The 15495-nt window shown below is 68.3% G+C and carries 12 protein-coding genes; 6 read left to right on the forward strand and 6 right to left on the reverse strand.

Annotation, left to right across the window (positions count from 1 at the left end):
• Window positions 1-87: 87 nt before the first annotated feature.
• Window positions 88-840, reverse strand: a complete 753-nt coding sequence (locus C5E05_RS09905; RefSeq protein WP_219819519.1) for a GntR family transcriptional regulator — start codon at window positions 838-840, stop codon at window positions 88-90.
• Window positions 841-1034: 194 nt separating this feature from the next.
• Between C5E05_RS09905 and C5E05_RS09910 the strand changes: the two genes are divergently transcribed.
• Together C5E05_RS09910 and C5E05_RS09915 are read left to right on the forward strand one after the other, a co-directional pair.
• Window positions 1035-3203, forward strand: coding sequence for a thiamine pyrophosphate-dependent enzyme (locus tag C5E05_RS09910; RefSeq protein WP_104306024.1), 2169 nt, complete (start codon window positions 1035-1037; stop codon window positions 3201-3203).
• A gap of 19 nt (window positions 3204-3222) precedes the next feature.
• Window positions 3223-4611 carry a dihydrolipoamide acetyltransferase family protein gene (locus tag C5E05_RS09915; protein WP_104341826.1) on the forward strand — a complete coding sequence of 463 codons (1389 nt, stop codon included), beginning with the start codon at window positions 3223-3225 and terminating at the stop codon, window positions 4609-4611.
• Window positions 4612-5035: 424 nt separating this feature from the next.
• On the opposite strand, the gene C5E05_RS09920 is transcribed toward C5E05_RS09915, so the two are convergent.
• The 3 genes from C5E05_RS09920 to C5E05_RS09930 are packed head-to-tail and all read right to left on the reverse strand — an operon-like array spanning window position 5036 to window position 8771.
• Complete coding sequence (locus C5E05_RS09920; RefSeq protein WP_104341827.1) at window positions 5036-6370, reverse strand: iron-containing alcohol dehydrogenase; 1335 nt, start codon at window positions 6368-6370, stop codon at window positions 5036-5038.
• The gene (locus C5E05_RS09925) at window positions 6367-7230 is read right to left on the reverse strand and encodes an HAD-IIA family hydrolase (protein WP_104341828.1); all 864 of its coding nucleotides are present in this window, start codon (window positions 7228-7230) and stop codon (window positions 6367-6369) included. The genes C5E05_RS09920 and C5E05_RS09925 overlap by 4 nt, the downstream gene beginning before the upstream one ends.
• On the reverse strand, window positions 7227-8771 hold the full coding sequence (locus tag C5E05_RS09930; protein ID WP_104341829.1) for an FGGY-family carbohydrate kinase: 1545 nt from the start codon (window positions 8769-8771) through the stop codon (window positions 7227-7229). Before C5E05_RS09930 ends, C5E05_RS09925 begins: the two co-directional genes overlap by 4 nt.
• A gap of 136 nt (window positions 8772-8907) precedes the next feature.
• Here C5E05_RS09930 and C5E05_RS09935 point away from each other — a divergent pair, with 136 nt between their 5' ends.
• The 3 genes from C5E05_RS09935 (at window position 8908) to C5E05_RS09945 (ending at window position 11752) form a co-directional block, all read left to right on the forward strand.
• A complete protein-coding gene (locus C5E05_RS09935) occupies window positions 8908-9939 on the forward strand; it encodes a zinc-binding dehydrogenase (protein WP_181059504.1) in 1032 nt (343 codons plus the stop codon).
• 181 nt (window positions 9940-10120) lie between these two features.
• A complete protein-coding gene (locus C5E05_RS09940; protein ID WP_104341831.1) occupies window positions 10121-11062 on the forward strand; it encodes a helix-turn-helix domain-containing protein in 942 nt (313 codons plus the stop codon).
• Window positions 11063-11242: 180 nt separating this feature from the next.
• The gene (locus C5E05_RS09945; protein WP_104341832.1) at window positions 11243-11752 is read left to right on the forward strand and encodes a hypothetical protein; all 510 of its coding nucleotides are present in this window, start codon (window positions 11243-11245) and stop codon (window positions 11750-11752) included.
• 69 nt (window positions 11753-11821) lie between these two features.
• Here C5E05_RS09945 and C5E05_RS09950 read toward each other — a convergent pair whose 3' ends face one another.
• Both C5E05_RS09950 and C5E05_RS09955 read right to left on the reverse strand, forming a co-directional pair.
• A complete protein-coding gene (locus C5E05_RS09950; RefSeq protein ID WP_146081085.1) occupies window positions 11822-12508 on the reverse strand; it encodes a hypothetical protein in 687 nt (228 codons plus the stop codon).
• A 333-nt stretch (window positions 12509-12841) separates the two neighbouring features.
• Complete coding sequence (locus C5E05_RS09955; RefSeq protein WP_104243095.1) at window positions 12842-14335, reverse strand: glycerol kinase GlpK; 1494 nt, start codon at window positions 14333-14335, stop codon at window positions 12842-12844.
• 158 nt (window positions 14336-14493) lie between these two features.
• On the opposite strand from C5E05_RS09955, the gene C5E05_RS09960 reads away from it, so the two are divergent.
• Window positions 14494-15438, forward strand: coding sequence for a hypothetical protein (locus C5E05_RS09960; RefSeq protein ID WP_104243097.1), 945 nt, complete (start codon window positions 14494-14496; stop codon window positions 15436-15438).
• The last annotated feature ends 57 nt before the right edge of the window (window positions 15439-15495 follow it).

The following is a 15495-nucleotide window of genomic DNA, read 5'->3' on the forward strand; positions in this document are numbered from 1 at the left end:
CGAAGAAGAACGGGCCCCGACCGAGGATGGATGCTCCTCCCCGGTCGGGGCCCGTTCGTGTCGCTCGCGGCTGCCGCATCCGCTGCGTCAGAGCGAGTAGGAGAACTCCAGCCGGACCTTGTCGCCGCGGAACAGGATGCGCGTGAATTCGAAGGGCGTGCCGTCGTCGTTCGAGATGCGCTGCTCGAGCAGGAGCACCGGGGTGCCGGTTCGCGCCTTGAGGGTCGTGAGTGTGGACTTCGACGGCACCGACGACTCGAGGGTCTCGATGACGTTCGCCATCCGCAGCTGGTGATTCTCCTCCAGCACCGTGCACAGCTGGCGAGTGACGAGGTCGGCTTCGAGCAGCTTGGGCGCGAGTCGCTCTGGCACGTACGACTCGTGGATGCTGATGGGCTCGTCTTCCGCGTATCGGAGCCTGCGCACCATGAAGAGGCTCTCGGTCTCGCCGATGCCGAGGATCTGGCCGATGCGGCCTCCCCCAGCGATGCGCTCGAGCTCGAGCATCTCGGTGCGGGTCGCGAATCCCTGCTGCTCGAGCTGCTCGCGGATGCCCTGATACGACGGCGACTTCGTGCTGATCTTCTGGTGGGCGACGAACGTGCCCTTGCCGTGGACCCTGAACAGGAGCCCCTCGTCGACGAGCTTGGAGAGCACGTTGCGCGCCGTCATCCGGCTGATGCCGTAGATCTGGTTCAGCTCGTTCTCGGAGGGAATGCGCTGATCAGGCTTCCATTCTCCGCTCTGGATCTTCGAGCGCAGCACGTCAGCGAGCTGCACGTAGAGCGGGACTGCCGCATTTCTGTCGAGCGTCTCTCCGCTGAGTCCTTGATCGGCCACGGTTTCACCAACGTCCTTAGATGCATATACATGTCTAGCCATGTACAGTAGGCTCTGTTCATGGCTCGCCCGGCCAATCCTATGTGAAGCCAGGACCGTGCATGTACAGACAACTGGGAAGCGCAGTGCAGCGCTGTCGCCCAGACAGATGAGCTCCTCACCAGGGAGCTCACGAGCGGAGGATCACACACTCGATGTCTACCATCAAGAACCTCAAGCCGAACGTGAGTTGGGTCCAGCTGGAGACCACCCAGGAGGACTGGGACGACGCAGCCCCGGAGCTCCTGCAGAACTTCGCGGTGCAGCTGCACCTCGTGCGGGCCTTCGAGGAGGAAGTCCTCAACCTCGCCGGCCAGAAGCTCATCAACGGCCCCGCCCACTCCTCGATCGGCCAGGAAGGCGGCGCCGTCGGCTCCTGCGTCCCCCTCACCCCCGCCGACCAGGTCAACGGCTCGCACCGAGGCCACCACCAGTTCCTCGCCAAGGTCTTCGGGTACGTGCAGCCGACGGGCTTCTCCGTCGACGACGAGCTGAGCCCCGAAGTGGTCGACGTGCTCTACCGCAGCCTCGCGGAGATCGCCGGCCTCAAGGACGGCTACTGCAAGGGCCGCGGTGGCTCCATGCACCTGCAGTGGAAGGAAGCCGGCGCTATGGGCACGAACGCCATCGTCGGCGGCGCGGTGCCCTTCGCGACCGGCTTCGCGTGGGCCGACAAGCACGCCGGAACCGACGCGGCCGCTGTCACGTACTTCGGCGACGGCGCGGCGAACATCGGCTCAGTGCTGGAGGCGTTCAACCTCGCCGCCGCCTGGAAGCTGCCGACGCTCTTCTTCATCGAGAACAACCAGTACGCGGTCTCGACGACCGTCGAGGAAGCGACAGGCGAATCCAGACTCTCCGGCCGCGGCCAGGGGTTCGGCATCCGCAGCTGGCGCGTCGACGGACAGGACACGCTCGCCGTCTACCTCGCCACGCAGCAGGCCCTCGAGCACATGCGAGCAGGCGAGGGCCCCGCGATCATCGAAGCGGACACCTACCGGTACTTCCACCAGAACGGCCCATTCCCGGGCAGCGCGTTCGGCTACCGCTCGAAAGACGAGGAGCAGGGCTGGCGCGACCGCGACCCCATCGCGCTCGTCGAGGCGCACCTCGAGCGGCGGGGCATCGCGACGCGTGAACAGCTCGACAGCCTGGCCGGCCGCATCAAGGAGGTCATGACCGAGGTGGGCTCGCGCATCGTCGAACCCGACGCCTCCGGGCGCCCGGGCAAGCTGCAGATCAAGCAGAGCCTGTGGCCGTCGACGGACTTCATCGACATCGGCATCCGCGGCGAGGCCCCGGAGTTCACGGGCGACGTCAAGGAGTGGGGCGACTTCGCCGATGACGAGCTCGAGAAGCGCAAGTTCGTCGACGTCGTCGCGGCCGTCATGGATCGCCGCATGGAGACGGACGACAGCGTCATCGTGCTCGGCGAGGACGTGCACAAGCTCAGCGGCGGTTCCCGCGGCGCCACGAAGGGGCTCGCGGAGAAGTACCCGGGCCGCGTGCTCGGCACCCCGATCAGCGAGGCCGCGTTCACTGGCCTCGGCGGGGGCATCGCGCTCGACGGCCGCTACTACCCCGTCATCGAGCTCATGTACGCCGACTTCCTCTGGGTGGCCGCAGACCAGCTCTTCAACCAGATCGGCAAGGCCCGCCACATGTTCGGCGGCGAGCACGACATGCCGCTCATCCTGCGAATCAAGATCGGCACGTCGACCGGATACGGCTCGCAGCACTCCATGGACCCGGCGGGCATCCTCGCCACTTCCGTCGGCTGGCGCATCATCGCCCCATCCACGGCCGTCGACTACGTCGGCCTCCTGAACACGGCCATGCGCACGAAGGACCCGGTCGCCGTGCTCGAGCACGACGCCGACCTGTACAAGACGGAGGGCCTCGCGCCGAAGGATCTCGACTACGAGCTCCCCCTCGGCAAGGCCGCTGTGCGGCGCGAGGGTTCCGGCGTGACGGTCATCTCGTACCTCTCGATGGTGAAGCGCGCACTGGACGCCGTCGAGGAGTCCGGCGTCGACGGCGAGGTCATCGACCTCCGCTGGCTCGACCGCGCCAGCATCGACTGGGACACGCTCGAGGCCTCCATCAAGAAGACGAACCGCGTCGTCATCGTCGAGCAGGGCGCGCAGGGCACCTCCTACGGCGCTTGGCTCGCAGACGCCATCCAGCAGCGCCTCTTCGACTGGCTCGACGCCCCCGTCGCGCGAGTCCACGGCGGCGAGGCATCCCCGAGCATTTCCAAGGCGCTCGAAGAGGCCGCGAACGCCACGACGGCCGACATCGTCGCGGCCCTCAAAGCCTTCTGAGCGAGAGAGAGAACCTGACATGGCAACATTCCTCAGGATGCCCGGAGTCTCCGCCGACTCCGATGAGGCCGCACTCGAGAACTGGCTCGTCGCAGCCGGCGCCTCGGTCAAGAAGGGCGAAGCCGTCGCCGCCGTGGAGACGGAGAAGGCGGTCGTCGACATCGTCGCAGAGCTCGACGGCGTCGTGCACACGCTCCTCGCCGAGGTCGGCGACATGGTTCCCGTCGGGGACCCCATCGCGATCGTGCTCGCCGTCGGCGAAGACCCCTCGGCAGCCGCCGAGCTCGCCGCCCAGCTCAGCGGAACCCCGGCCAGCGCCGAGGTCGTGCCGAGCGCGCCGGCTGCAACCGCAGCGTCTGCGTCCGTCGCCGAAGACGAGGCCGCCCCCGTGAACCCGGAGCCGGTGTCGGCCGAGGCGGCGCAGGACGATGCCTCCACGGGCTCAACCGCCGACGCGTCGTGCGCCACCGGCTCGACCGGCAGGTCGTGCGACCCGGGGCCGAAGGGCGGTCGCATCTTCGCGAGCCCCCTCGCTCGTCGCCTCGCGAAGGAGTACGGGCTGTCGATCGAGGACCTCGACGGCACGGGGCCGAACGGGCGGATCGTGCGCGACGACGTCGAGCGGGCACGCGCGTCCGCCGCCACCCCGGCCGCAGCCGCTCCCGCACTCCAGCCCGCTGCCGCACAGCCGGCACCCACCCCGGCTGCCGACGTCGACCTCCCGGAGGGAGGGGAGGCGACGCCGCACAGCAAGCTGCGCAGGCTCATCGCGAACCGCCTCCAGACCTCGAAGCGCGACGCCCCGCACTTCTACCTCGAGGCGACGCTGCGCGTCGACGAGCTGCTTGCCCTGCGCACACAGCTCAACGAGGCGAGCGAGGTCCGAATCTCCGTCAACGACCTCTTCGTGAAGGCCGCCGCCCTCGCACTCCGGGACGTGCCCGAGCTCAACGTGATCTGGACGCCGGACGCCGTGGTGTCCTTCGCGACCCAGGATGTGGCGGTCGCGGTGGCCAGCGAGCGCGGCCTCGTGACGCCCGTCATCGCGAACGCCGGGGCGCTCAGCATCGGGGCCCTCGCGGCGAAGGTGAAGGACGCGGTGGCGCGCGCCAACGAGGGCCGGCTCCAGCAGAGCGAGCTGCAAGGCGGCGCCATCTCGGTGACCAACCTCGGCATGTTCGGCGTCGACGCGTTCTCGGCCATCATCAATCCGCCGCACTCCGCGATCCTCGCCGTGGGCGCGGCGCGCAAGGTGCCGGTTGTGCTCGACGACGACACGCTCGGAGTCGGCACCGTCGTCACCGTGACGCTGTCCGTCGACCACAGGCCCGTCGACGGCATCATCGCCGCTAGATGGCTGGCCAGGCTCCGCGAGCTCATCGAGAAGCCGCTGGGTCTCCTCATCTAGCCCGGGGCTCCTTCCCCGGGCGAGGCCACACCCCGCCAGGGAACCGGCCGAACAGGAGGGGCGGACACCACGCGGTGTCCGCCCCTCCTGCTGTGCGCGCACCCTCGTGGGCGACGGGTCCTGTCGACCCGCCCCGCCGCCTTCGACGCTCAGCGCCCCTCCCCCTCGCCAGCACCCAGCGATCTTCTGACCAACATGAGTGCACGAATCGTGCCTGCCGAGCCTCCGCTGCGCCCGACGCCGTGTTCGTGCACCGATGTTGGTCAGCGTTGATCGAGCTCACCCTGGACCTCACCCGAGCGGCAGGCTGATGCCCGGGATGTGCCACCCGGGCGCGAAGAAGGGCCGGACACCGTGGAATGTCCGGCCCTTCGTCCCTACGCGCCGCGTGGCCCTTTCCCTCGAGAAAGTCGGCGCGGAGTCTCTACAGCCCGCCGCCAGCCGCGTCTGCCCTGGCGATGACCTTGTCCAGGAACTCGTCGGTCCAGGCTCCGCCGACGACGAGGAGGTCTGCCAGCGTCAGCCGATCGCGCATGAACGGCAGCGCGGACAGCGCCCACCTCGCCGTCTCGGCGTCGACGGGCGGCGTCAGCTCGCGGAGGCGAGTCGGCGCACCCCATGCGCGCAGCGTGCCGACGACCGCCTCCGGCGTGACGAGCTGCGCCCGCACCTCGGCGAGCACGCCTGGTGCGAGCCCGTCGCCGCCCTGCCAGAGCGCGCGCTTGCGCTCGACGTTGGCGGCGCACGTGGCGCCCAGGCGGCCGCTCGCATCGACCCGCGACCAGACCTCGCTCACCCGCTCCTCGAGGTCGTCGGGATACGCGGAGCCGGGTGCGAGGCGCACGAGCCCCTCGCTCAGCGCGACATCCCACAGCGCCGCGCTGAGCACCGTCGCGACCCCGACCTGCGCGCCGTGCAGGTCGTGCGGCTGGTCCTGTGCCATGGCGGACATGTCGAGGATGTGGCTGAGGAGATGCTCGTTGCCCGAGAGCGGCGCGGTCGTGCCGAGTGCTCCGATGATGAGGCCGCCGACGGTGAGCGCGTCGACCAGCGCGGGCATGGCGCCGGGGGCGTGCGCCCCAGCGGCGAGGCGAGCGACGGCGTCACGGATCGGCACGAGCGCCGCCGCGTCTGCCTGCGTGCCCTGCAGGGCGGACGCGAGTAGCCAGTCGGCGCCGGAGCAGCCGATGGCAACCGCGTCGCCGACACCGGCGGCCACGAGGCGGGCCGGTGAACGGTCGAGGGCATCCGCGTCGATGAGGAGCGCGTCCGGCCACCTCGTGGGCGTCGTGGACTTCGCCCCGCCGCGCACGAGCACGCTGAGCGAGTCGGCGAAGCCGTTGACGGAGGGCGCGCTCTGCACCGCGACGAGCAGCACCCCAGCCGGGGCGACCGCCTTGCCGAGATCGGTGACGGTGCCGGAGCCGACGGTGACCACCGCCCGCGCTCCATCGACTGCGGACGCTGCGCTCGCGACGGTCGCCTCGTCGAGGACCAGCCCGTGCCCGCCGATCTCCAGGGCCGGGCGGCGCACGAGGTATCCCCCCGCGGCGAGCGCGGCCGTGACCTCCTCCCCGAGCTCGCCCGTCGAGGTGAGCTTCTGCGCGCTGTCCGCGAGCAGCGCGACGTCGGCACCGTCGGGCACGCCGAGGTCTCGCAGCACGCGACCGACCGCGAGGCGCACATCCGCTTCGTAGCGCAGCACCCGGAGCTTGCCGCCGGAGGCCTCGAATGCGTATGCCTGCAGCGCTGCCGTCATGCGGCGGCCTCCCGTTCGGTTGTGGTCAGGTCGCGTTCGAGCCTGCTCCAGGCACCTGAGCGGTGCAGGTCCACGAGTTGGTCGATGCCGGACAGCACCACGTGCGGCCGTTCGGCTCCCGGCGCGAGCTCGGCATCGCCGGGCTGCGCCTCGCCGGTGAGCACGAGCGCCGTGCCGGCACCCCAGGCCCTGCCGAACGCCATGTCGGTCGCGAGTCGGTCGCCGACCATCACGGTGCGCTGCGGGTCGAGCCCACGAGCGCCCGCGATGACGTCGAAGAAGTCGACGCTCGGCTTCCCGAAGACCGCGACGCAGCGGGTGCCCGTGCCGGCCTCGATGGCCGCCGTCACGCAGGCCGCGTCCGGCTCCCCTCTGCCGCCCGGGAACGGGCAGTACCGGTCGGGGTTGGTGGCCACGAGCTCCGCGCGCTTGTGCATCCAGATGGCGTCGAACGCGATCTGCAGCTTTCGGTAGTCGAAGTGGCGATCGTAGGAGGCGACCACGAGGTCGATCGCCTCCGGGTCCTCGCTCACGGTGATGCCCGCAGCGATGAGCGCGCCGAGGAGCGACTGCTCGCCGATGGGGAACACCGTCGCGCCCGGCCGGTGACGGGTGATCCATTCGACGGTGGCCACGAGGCTCGTGTACACGTCGCGCTCGTCGGTGGGGATGCCGAGGGCGGTGAGCTTCTCTGCGTAGTCGCCCGGCGTCTTGGTGGGGTTGTTGCTGCAGAACAGCACCGTGGCTCCCGCCTCCCGGAGCTCGATGACGGTGTCTCGGGCCCCGGGGAGCAGACCACCGCCGAGGTAGATCGTGCCATCGAGGTCGAAGAGGTACGCGTCTGGGACGTCGGCTCTCACTGCTCGTCGGCCCTGGTCGCCGCCTGCAGCTCGTCCCAGATGGGCAGCATCGCGGTGCGGATGCTGCGGTAGACGGGGAAGAAGCGGTCGTAGATCTTCGTGTTGTCGCGGTTGGGCTCGTACGTGCGGACGATGTTGACGGTCGCGTCGGCGCCCTGGGCGTAGGACGCGAAGACGCCGGCTCCGACGCCCGCGACGATGGCGGCGCCCTTGGCGCCGAACTCGGTGCCCGCCGGGACGATGATCGTCCGACCGAGCACGTCCGCGAAGATCTGGCACCAGACGGCGCTGTTCGCACCGCCCCCGGCCATGCGCACGGTCTTGACCTCGGTCGGGATGGAGTCGAGGCAGTCACGGATGCCGTAGGCGACACCCTCGTAGACGGCGCGCAGCATGTGGCGGCGCGTGTGGGAGCCAGTGATGCCATTGAAGGAGCCGCGGGCGCTGGGCTTCACGAAGGGCGCGCGTTCGCCGCCCGGCGCGAGGTAGCCGTGGTACAGCACGCCCTCGGCTCCGACGGGGGTCTCGGTGACGACCTCGTCGAGGTAGTCGAAGATGTCGATGTTCTTGCCGCGGGCTTCGAGCGAGAAGGCGGCGCCGAGCTCGGCGAGGAACCAGTCGAGGTTGGGCGTGCAGAAGTTCATGCCCATGGCGCGAATCCACGTGTCGGGGCTGTGCGGGATGACCCAGCCGGAGTCTGCGGGCTCGAAGCCGTGCTCGAGCGTGTCGGTCGCGACGGTGACGATGCCGGCGGTGCCGATCACGGCCATGCAGTCGCCTGGGCGGGCGACGCCGACGCCGAGCGAGGACGCGGTGATGTCCATCTGGCCCTTGTAGACGGGGGTACCCGCGATGAGTCCGGTGACGCCAGCAGCCTCCTCGGTGATCTCGCCAGCGAGGTCGGTGGAGGACTTGATCTTGGGCAGGACGTGCTTGATGTCTTCGATGCCCCACGTGCGCAGGACCTCGTCTGACCATTGGCGGGTGCGTGCGTCGATGCCGGAGAGGCTGGCGTCGGAGGCATCGGTGGAGATGTCGCCGGTGAGGCGGTACTCGATCCAGTCCTTGCACCACAGCTGCGTGGCGCCTTCGAGGAGCTCGCGCTGGTTGTCGCGGCGCCAGCGGAGGATGGCGGAGGCGGTGCCGGCGTATGGGCCGGTGCCGCTGATGTCGAACTGCTTCGTGACGGTGCCGTCGGTGTACCACTCGTCGATGATGCTGCCCGTGCGGCCGTCCGTCCAGAGGATGGCAGGACCGGCCGGCTTGCCGTTCTTGTCGATGAGCCAGCTGCCGTCGCCTTGGCCGGTGACGGAGATCGCGATGATCTCGCGGGGCCGCACCGCGCTGCCGGTGATGGCGTCGCGGATGGCCGTGGTGGCGGCGATCCAGACGGTCTCCATGTCTTCCTCGGCCTCGTAGGACTTGGGGTTCGAGATGGGCACATTCGCGGCGCCTCTGCTGAGCTCCGTGCCGCGTTCGTCGAAGACGGCGGCCTTGATGACGGATGTTCCCGCGTCGATGCCGAGAAGGTACGAGGTCATTGGGGGTGTTCCTCTCCGTTGAGGTGCCAGTGCTGGCCTATCGCTCGTGACAGTAATACACCTGACCGAACTTGTCTAGCCATGCACAGTCTTGTACATGCTTGTACTTTCCGCCGGTCCTTGCCAGGATCGGAGCATGAAAGCTCTCCTCAAGTTCTCGCCAGCAGCCGGGGCTGTCGAACTGCGCGACGTGAAGGAGCCGAGCATCGCCGACGATGCCGTGCTCATCGACGTGGCCTTCGGCGCCGTCTGCGGCACCGACCGGCACGCGATCGACAGCGTCGGCGACCAGCACACCCCGCGCATCCTGGGCCATGAAGCATCCGGCACCATCGCCGCCCTCGGCGACGGGGTCGTGCGTGCCGACCTGCAGATCGGCACTCCGGTCACCTTCGAGACGGATGCCGTGCTCTGCATGCAGTGCACCTACTGCAGGTCCGAGCAGTACAACCGCTGCTCGAGGCGCACGGGCATCGGCACGACGACCGACGGCGCACTGGCGGACCGCATCGCGATGCCCGAACGCGCCGTGCACGCACTGCCACCGGGGGTGGGCCTCCGAGCGGCCGCGCTGACAGAGCCCCTCGCCGTGTCCGTGCACGCCGTCGTCGAGCGCTCCGCACCACTCGCCGGCGAGGTCGTCGTCGTGACCGGGCCTGGGGCGGTCGGGCAGCTGACAGCACTTGTCGCCCTCGCCGTGGGTGCGACGCCCATCCTCGTGGGGCGCAGCCGACATCGGGAGACGCTCGACCGCGCACTGGAGATGGGGATCCCGTACGTCGTGGACAGCGAGCGCGAATCGGTCGTCGAGCTCGTGAGGTCGCTCACGGGCGGACTCGGCGCGGCCGCCGTGTTCGAATGCTCCGGCAGCCCGGAGGTTGCAGAGAGCGCACTCGAGCTGCTCGCGAAGGGCGGTGAGCTCATCATGGTGGCGTTCTACACGCGCAATCCGGACTTCGACATCGGCGCCGTCGTGAACCGAGAGCTGACCCTCAAGGGATCACGAGGGAAGCGCCCGTCAAGCTACCGCACGGCACTTCGGCTCATGGGCCAGGGGCGCATCGACACGGAAGCCGTGATCGGGCGCGAGCTCGCCCTGGAGGACTGGCGGGCAGGGATGGATCTCGTCGCGAAAGGCGTCAAGGTCGTCTTCCGCATCCACGACTAAGTGAACGCCATTCACCAAGCTTGGGGAATTCTCCGACAATCGACCCGGGGAATTAGGTGAATTGAATTGCATCCTCTGAAAGCTGCAATCACCCACAAAAAAGTCTCATTATGAAGCCCGCGACACGCCACCGAAGGCGACCTATCTTGCAATAAACCTCTGGATTCAGAACACTTGTTGCATGGCCGCTCCCCCCGGCGCTCACCGATCCTCGCTGGTCCTGAGCTCTCAACGTTCCGTCGTGGATGGGGTCTCGGCGAGCGCGGATGTGGAGACGGGGGTCGGTCGATTCTCGAGCGACGACCGCAACTGGCACCTGTCCGCCGCCGGCGTGGTCTTCGAGAACGGCTGCGTGTTCCGGGCCGAGGTCCGCACGGGACCGGTGCGGATCGAGAACGAGTCAGCGCGACAGCGCATCGTCCTCGGGCTGGTCCGCCAAGGACGACTCACCATCGACCCCACGGGTGCGTCGCACACGATCACGGCCAGCGGGGGCTTCTTCCTGGGGCCGGGAGCGCAGTCCTCGATGAGATTCGAGGAAGCCTCCGCCGTGATCCTCGCGTCGGTTCCCGCCCAGGTCGCGGCCGACCTCGGCGTGCGGGTCTCGAACCACAGCGGCGTGTTGCGCTCCGATACGGCGCTCGCACGCCCTGTGACCTCGTTCCTCGAGGTGCTCGCGCGGCTGGACGAGGATCCGACGGTCCTGTCCTCCTACTTCCTCCAGCAGCTGCTCCACGAGCAGTCGGGTGCGCTCCTGCTGAGCAGCGAGGGCTTCCACGCCGACGTGCAGGTCGGCACCCAGGGCCTCTACCCCCGCGCGCTGGAGCTCATGATCGTGCGACGCGCGGACCCCGACGTCTCGCCGTCGACCATCGCGCGGGATCTGAGTGTCTCTCTGCGGCAGCTCCAGAGGGAGTTCCACACGCACGGGGACGCTCCGGCCTCCGCGCTGCGACGCGCTCGAGCCGAGCTGGCGCACCAGCTGCTCAACGACGAGCGCTACGCGCAGGTGCCGGTCACCCAGCTCGCGGAGCTCTCCGGATTCTCCTCATCGCAGGTCATGCACCGCGTTCTGAAGCGGTATCAATTCAACGCAGTATCCGCTTCGCCCCAGAGCGCCTAGCACTTCTCACTGCATTCTGCATTCTCTCGCCCTCGACCCGGGCAGGCTGAACGATTCGCGCCGTCTATCCGGCAGAACGCGACGGGATAAGCGCTCATTCCGTGCGCAAAAGCGATTCTTCATTCAATAGCGGGGAGCACTTGCTCGAACAACGTCGTCACTCGCGAGAGGTCTCCCCCCATGACCGAATCTTCCCCCAAAACACCGAAGACCATCGATCGCCGCAACCTCGTGAAGGGTGCCGCGTGGTCGGTTCCCGTCATCGCGCTGGCGACCGCCGCACCCTTCGCTTCCTCGTCCCAGCTCGTCAACGTCGGCAACTTCCGCGTGGTCGGCGACTGCGGAGTCCTCGCCCTCATCGGCCCCGGGTTCGTGGTCACGGCGGGTGCGCAGCCCCTGCCGATCGGCACCCAGATCGACATCGTCGGCTCGGGTATCGCCAACATCGGCGTCTTCTCCGTCACGGGCGCCACCGCCAACGTGAACGTCCTCAGCGGAAACACGCGCCGGATCACGCTCACGTCAGCGCTGCCCGCGAACGCGACGCTCGAGCTGCGCACCACGCTGTCGATCTCCGTCGCGTTCACGCTCAACGCCACCGCGACGCTCCCGACCGGCTTCACCGCCGGGTCCACCGCGAAGCCGAGCGGCGCGGTCAGCTCGACGCTCATCCTCTGCAGCGGGACCTGATTCGAACCACCCCTGGAGATTCGGTCCCTCCGCGAACGAGTGACGGAGGGACCGAACTCGACGAGGAGTTCAGTCCTCGCTCTTTCCCCACGCCGTCGGCCTGGGCCCCGATTCCGCTTCCGGGTCTGGGTCCGAGCTCGAGGCCACGGCGTCGAGCAGCACGAGGTCGCTCAGCCGGAGGAGTACACGGGCATCATCGTCCTGCTGGCCGTGGATGAGCTGCACCACGAGCCTCGACACGGGCCCTCTCCAGGAGAGGCGGAGACTGCGCTGGCGCGACGCCAGGTTGCGGAACGGATCGGCTTCCGAGCCATCACCCCCGAGGCCGCGTTCGCGCTCGAAGGTCAGACCGGAGGAGGTGACGACGATCCGCGCATCCTCGTCATCGACGCCCGGGATCTTCAGCAGGGAGAACGAGACACCCTGCACCGCTCGGCTGAAGGCGATACTCAACCGCGTCGCCCTGCTCCCCCGAGCCGGCGGCACAGCAAGATGCCTCCCGACCCCCTTCAGCGCGGTGATCGTCGCCCGCTGCTGAACACCGACGCTGGAGTCGGTTGTGGCGTCGAACTGAAGATCGAGCGGACCGTTGGACGTGGAGGTGAGGACCGTGCCGACGGGCGCGCCGACACGGTAGCGACGCCAGGACACCAGGCTGACGGGCGACGTCGACGAAGAGGGGGTGCGCTGCAGGGCTCGCTGGAGCTTCGGGGGCAGTTCTTCCCCGGCGCGAGGGCCGGTATTCGATGCAGGCAACGGTGGAACGCTTTCAGTGACGGTTGTGATGGCGCGCGAACGCTCGAAGAGGGCGAGGGTTCAGCGCCGCCCAGGGTGGGGTGCGGGCTGGAACTCCCTGCATTCTTCTGCAGCACGGCGTCTCCTCGAGAACCGTGAAAACTTGCCCAAATGACCACCACTGCGCCTGATCGGCGCACGTGCCCAACACTGCCAACCAGCAGACTATGCGGGACCGCCTGGGACTTGGATGGTCCGAAGCCGTGTAATCGTCGCCAAAACCTCTCCGATCAAGCACAAAGGTACCCTCTGGATGTTCCAGAGGGCACCTCCGATCTCGCGGAAAGGGAGTCGCTACGCCACCTTCTTGGCCCACCCCATGGTGAGCTCCCGAGCAGCGCGCCAGCCGGCGTACATCGAGTCGGCCTCATCCCGCGAGCGCTGCGGCTCGAAGACCCGGTCGACCTTCCACTTGCTCTCGACCTCCTCGAGGTCGGCGAAGATACCCGCCGACATTCCGCCGAGCAGCATGGCGCCGAAGATGGTGGCCTCCGCGATCTTGGGGCGCACGACGGGAATGCCGAGCACATCGGCCTGCAACTGGCAGAGCAGGTTGTTCTTGACGGCGCCGCCGTCGACGCGCAGCTCAGAGATGGAGATCTCGCCACTCTGCGTTGCGGCCTCGACGACGTCGCGGGTCTGGAACACCATCGATTCCACGGCGGCGCGGATGATGTGCAGTCGGGTGGTCGCGTTGCTCATGCCGATGATGGCCGCGCGAGCGTGGGGGTCCCATGTCGGTGCCGCAAGACCGGTGAAGGCGGGAATCAGGTAGACCCCTTCGGTGCTGGCCACCTGACCGGCGTACCACTCGCTGTCGGGGGCGGCGTGGATGAGCTGCAGGTCGTCGCGCAGCCACTGCATGGTCTTGCCCATGGCGAAGAGCACGCCCTCGATCTCGTACGAGGTCTTGCCCTCGACAGTCCAGGCCACGCTCGGGGTGAGCCCTTCGATGCGCTGCGGCTTGTCACCGGAGTTGATGTTCAGCACGCCAGCGGTGCCGTACGTCATCTTGCTCAGCCCCTTCCTGAAGGCGGCCTGCCCGAAGAGGCCAGCCTGCTGGTCGCCCAGGTTGCCGCCGATCGGCACTGGGGCCCCGAACGTCGCGCTGAGGTCGCCGACGATCTCGCCGCTCGGCACGATGTCGGCGAGCATCTTGCGAGGGATCCCGTAGTGACCGAGCAGCTCTTCATCCCACTGGAGCGTCTCGAGGTTCATCATCATGGTGCGGGAGGCGTTGGAGGTATCGGTCACGAAGGCCTTGCGGCCCGTCAGGTTCCAGATGAGCCACGTGTCGATCGTTCCGGCGAGCAGCTCGCCCGCCTCAGCTCTGGCCTGGGCGCCCGGCACCTGGTCGAGGATCCAGCGGATCTTGGAGGCCGTGTAGTACGCATCCGGGATCAGGCCCGTGCGCTCCTGGATGAGCGGGCCGATGCCCTGCTCGACCCAGCCTTCGACGACTTCCACCGAGTGCCTGGACGCCCACACGATGGCGTTGTAGATCGGCGCGCCCGTCTCTTTGTCCCACACCACTCCGGTCTCGCGCTGGTTGGTCATGCCGACCGCGCTGAGGTCGCTCGGCTCGAGGTTCGCGTCGCGCAGAGCGGCACGAATCACCTCGAGCTGGGTGTTGAGGATCTCGCGAGGGTTGTGCTCGATGAGGCCGGGTCGAGGGTAGAGCTGCGTGAGCTCCGCCTGGGCGAAGCCCACGACGTTGCAGTCCTCATCGATGATGAACGCGCGGGCACTCGTCGTGCCCTCGTCGATGCCGAGAATGTACTTTGCCATTTCGTCCCACTTCTTTGTGATCACGGGGCGGTGTTCCGCCAGAGCCGAGCGTACGATCGGTGTACGAACATGTCAATGCTTGCACATGCATGTATAGACTTGTATATGCTCATGGGAGTTCGCGTCAACGGTGACGCGTGTCGAGAAAGGCCTCGCCCATGGAAATCGACCTGTTCTCCATCCTCGCCGCACTGGCAGGTGGCTTCTTCGGAGCAGCGATCGGAAGTCTGCACGCCTTCGTCTTCACCGGTGTGCTCGTCATCGTCGGGTTCGTCGCACAAGTCGCGGTCCCGGATGCACCCATCATCAGCAGCCTCGCGTTCGGTCCCGCTTTCGGCCCCCACATCGCGTTCGCCGGCGGTGTCGCCGCGACCGCGTACGCGGCACGCCGCGGCTACATGGAGAACGGCAAGGACATCGTCCTGCCCCTCGCCGCACTCGCCAAGCCGGACGTGCTCGCCGTCGGAGCCGTCTTCGGGCTCTTCGGCTACTTCGTGCAGAAGCTCATCGCGATCATCCCCGGCTTCGGCGCCATCACCGACTCCGTCGCCCTGACCGTCGTCATCAGCGCCATCCTCGCCCGCGTCCTCTTCGGGCGCACCAAGGTCTTCGCCCGGAACAACTCAGGCAAGAGCGGCTTCGACTCCTTCGAGCCCAACGACGCCGGCTCCTGGATCCGCGCCCAGGAGAGCTTCGGCATCAACACGGCGCTCGGCGTCGGAGCGGGGCTCTTCGCCTCCTTCATCTCCATCACGCTGCTGCAGGCCTTCCCGGAAGCCGCCAACGCGTCGACCTTCGTGTTCGGCATCTCTGCGCTCTCCCTGATCCTCCTCTCCGCAGGCCAGCCAGTGCCGGTCACGCACCACATCACGCTGCCGGCCTCCATCGCGGCCGCGACCTTCTACCCCCTGGTCGGCGAGAACGCCGCCCTCGCGATCATCATCGGCGCCGCGGCCGGCGTGCTGGGAGCCTGGTTCGGGGAACTCTTCGCCCGCCTGTGGCAGTCTCACGGCGACACGCACATCGACCCGCCGGCAGCAGCCATCTGGCCGGCGACGACGATCGTGCTCGGCCTCGGCGCCGTCCTCGGAGCCGCCGGCTGACGACGAGCTCCAAGCACCCGCCGCACCACGCAGCCGCTCGACGCCCGACCGCCTGAC

This window comes from Pseudoclavibacter sp. AY1H1, assembly GCF_002931055.1.
Taxonomy (GTDB): Bacteria; Actinomycetota; Actinomycetes; order Actinomycetales; family Microbacteriaceae; genus Pseudoclavibacter.

Bases quoted from the DNA above. Each gene is read 5' to 3' on its own strand.
- C5E05_RS09910 (WP_104306024.1), top strand. From the start codon at position 1,035: ATGTCTACCATCAAGAACCTCAAGCCGAACGTGAGTTGGGTCCAGCTG.
- C5E05_RS09915 (WP_104341826.1), top strand. From the start codon at position 3,223: ATGGCAACATTCCTCAGGATGCCCGGAGTCTCCGCCGACTCCGATGAG.
- C5E05_RS09920 (WP_104341827.1), bottom strand. From the start codon at position 6,370: ATGACGGCAGCGCTGCAGGCATACGCATTCGAGGCCTCCGGCGGCAAG.
- C5E05_RS09930 (WP_104341829.1), bottom strand. From the start codon at position 8,771: ATGACCTCGTACCTTCTCGGCATCGACGCGGGAACATCCGTCATCAAG.
- C5E05_RS09935 (WP_181059504.1), top strand. From the start codon at position 8,908: ATGAAAGCTCTCCTCAAGTTCTCGCCAGCAGCCGGGGCTGTCGAACTG.
- C5E05_RS09940 (WP_104341831.1), top strand. From the start codon at position 10,121: ATGGCCGCTCCCCCCGGCGCTCACCGATCCTCGCTGGTCCTGAGCTCT.
- C5E05_RS09945 (WP_104341832.1), top strand. From the start codon at position 11,243: ATGACCGAATCTTCCCCCAAAACACCGAAGACCATCGATCGCCGCAAC.
- C5E05_RS09955 (WP_104243095.1), bottom strand. From the start codon at position 14,335: ATGGCAAAGTACATTCTCGGCATCGACGAGGGCACGACGAGTGCCCGC.
- C5E05_RS09960 (WP_104243097.1), top strand. From the start codon at position 14,494: ATGGAAATCGACCTGTTCTCCATCCTCGCCGCACTGGCAGGTGGCTTC.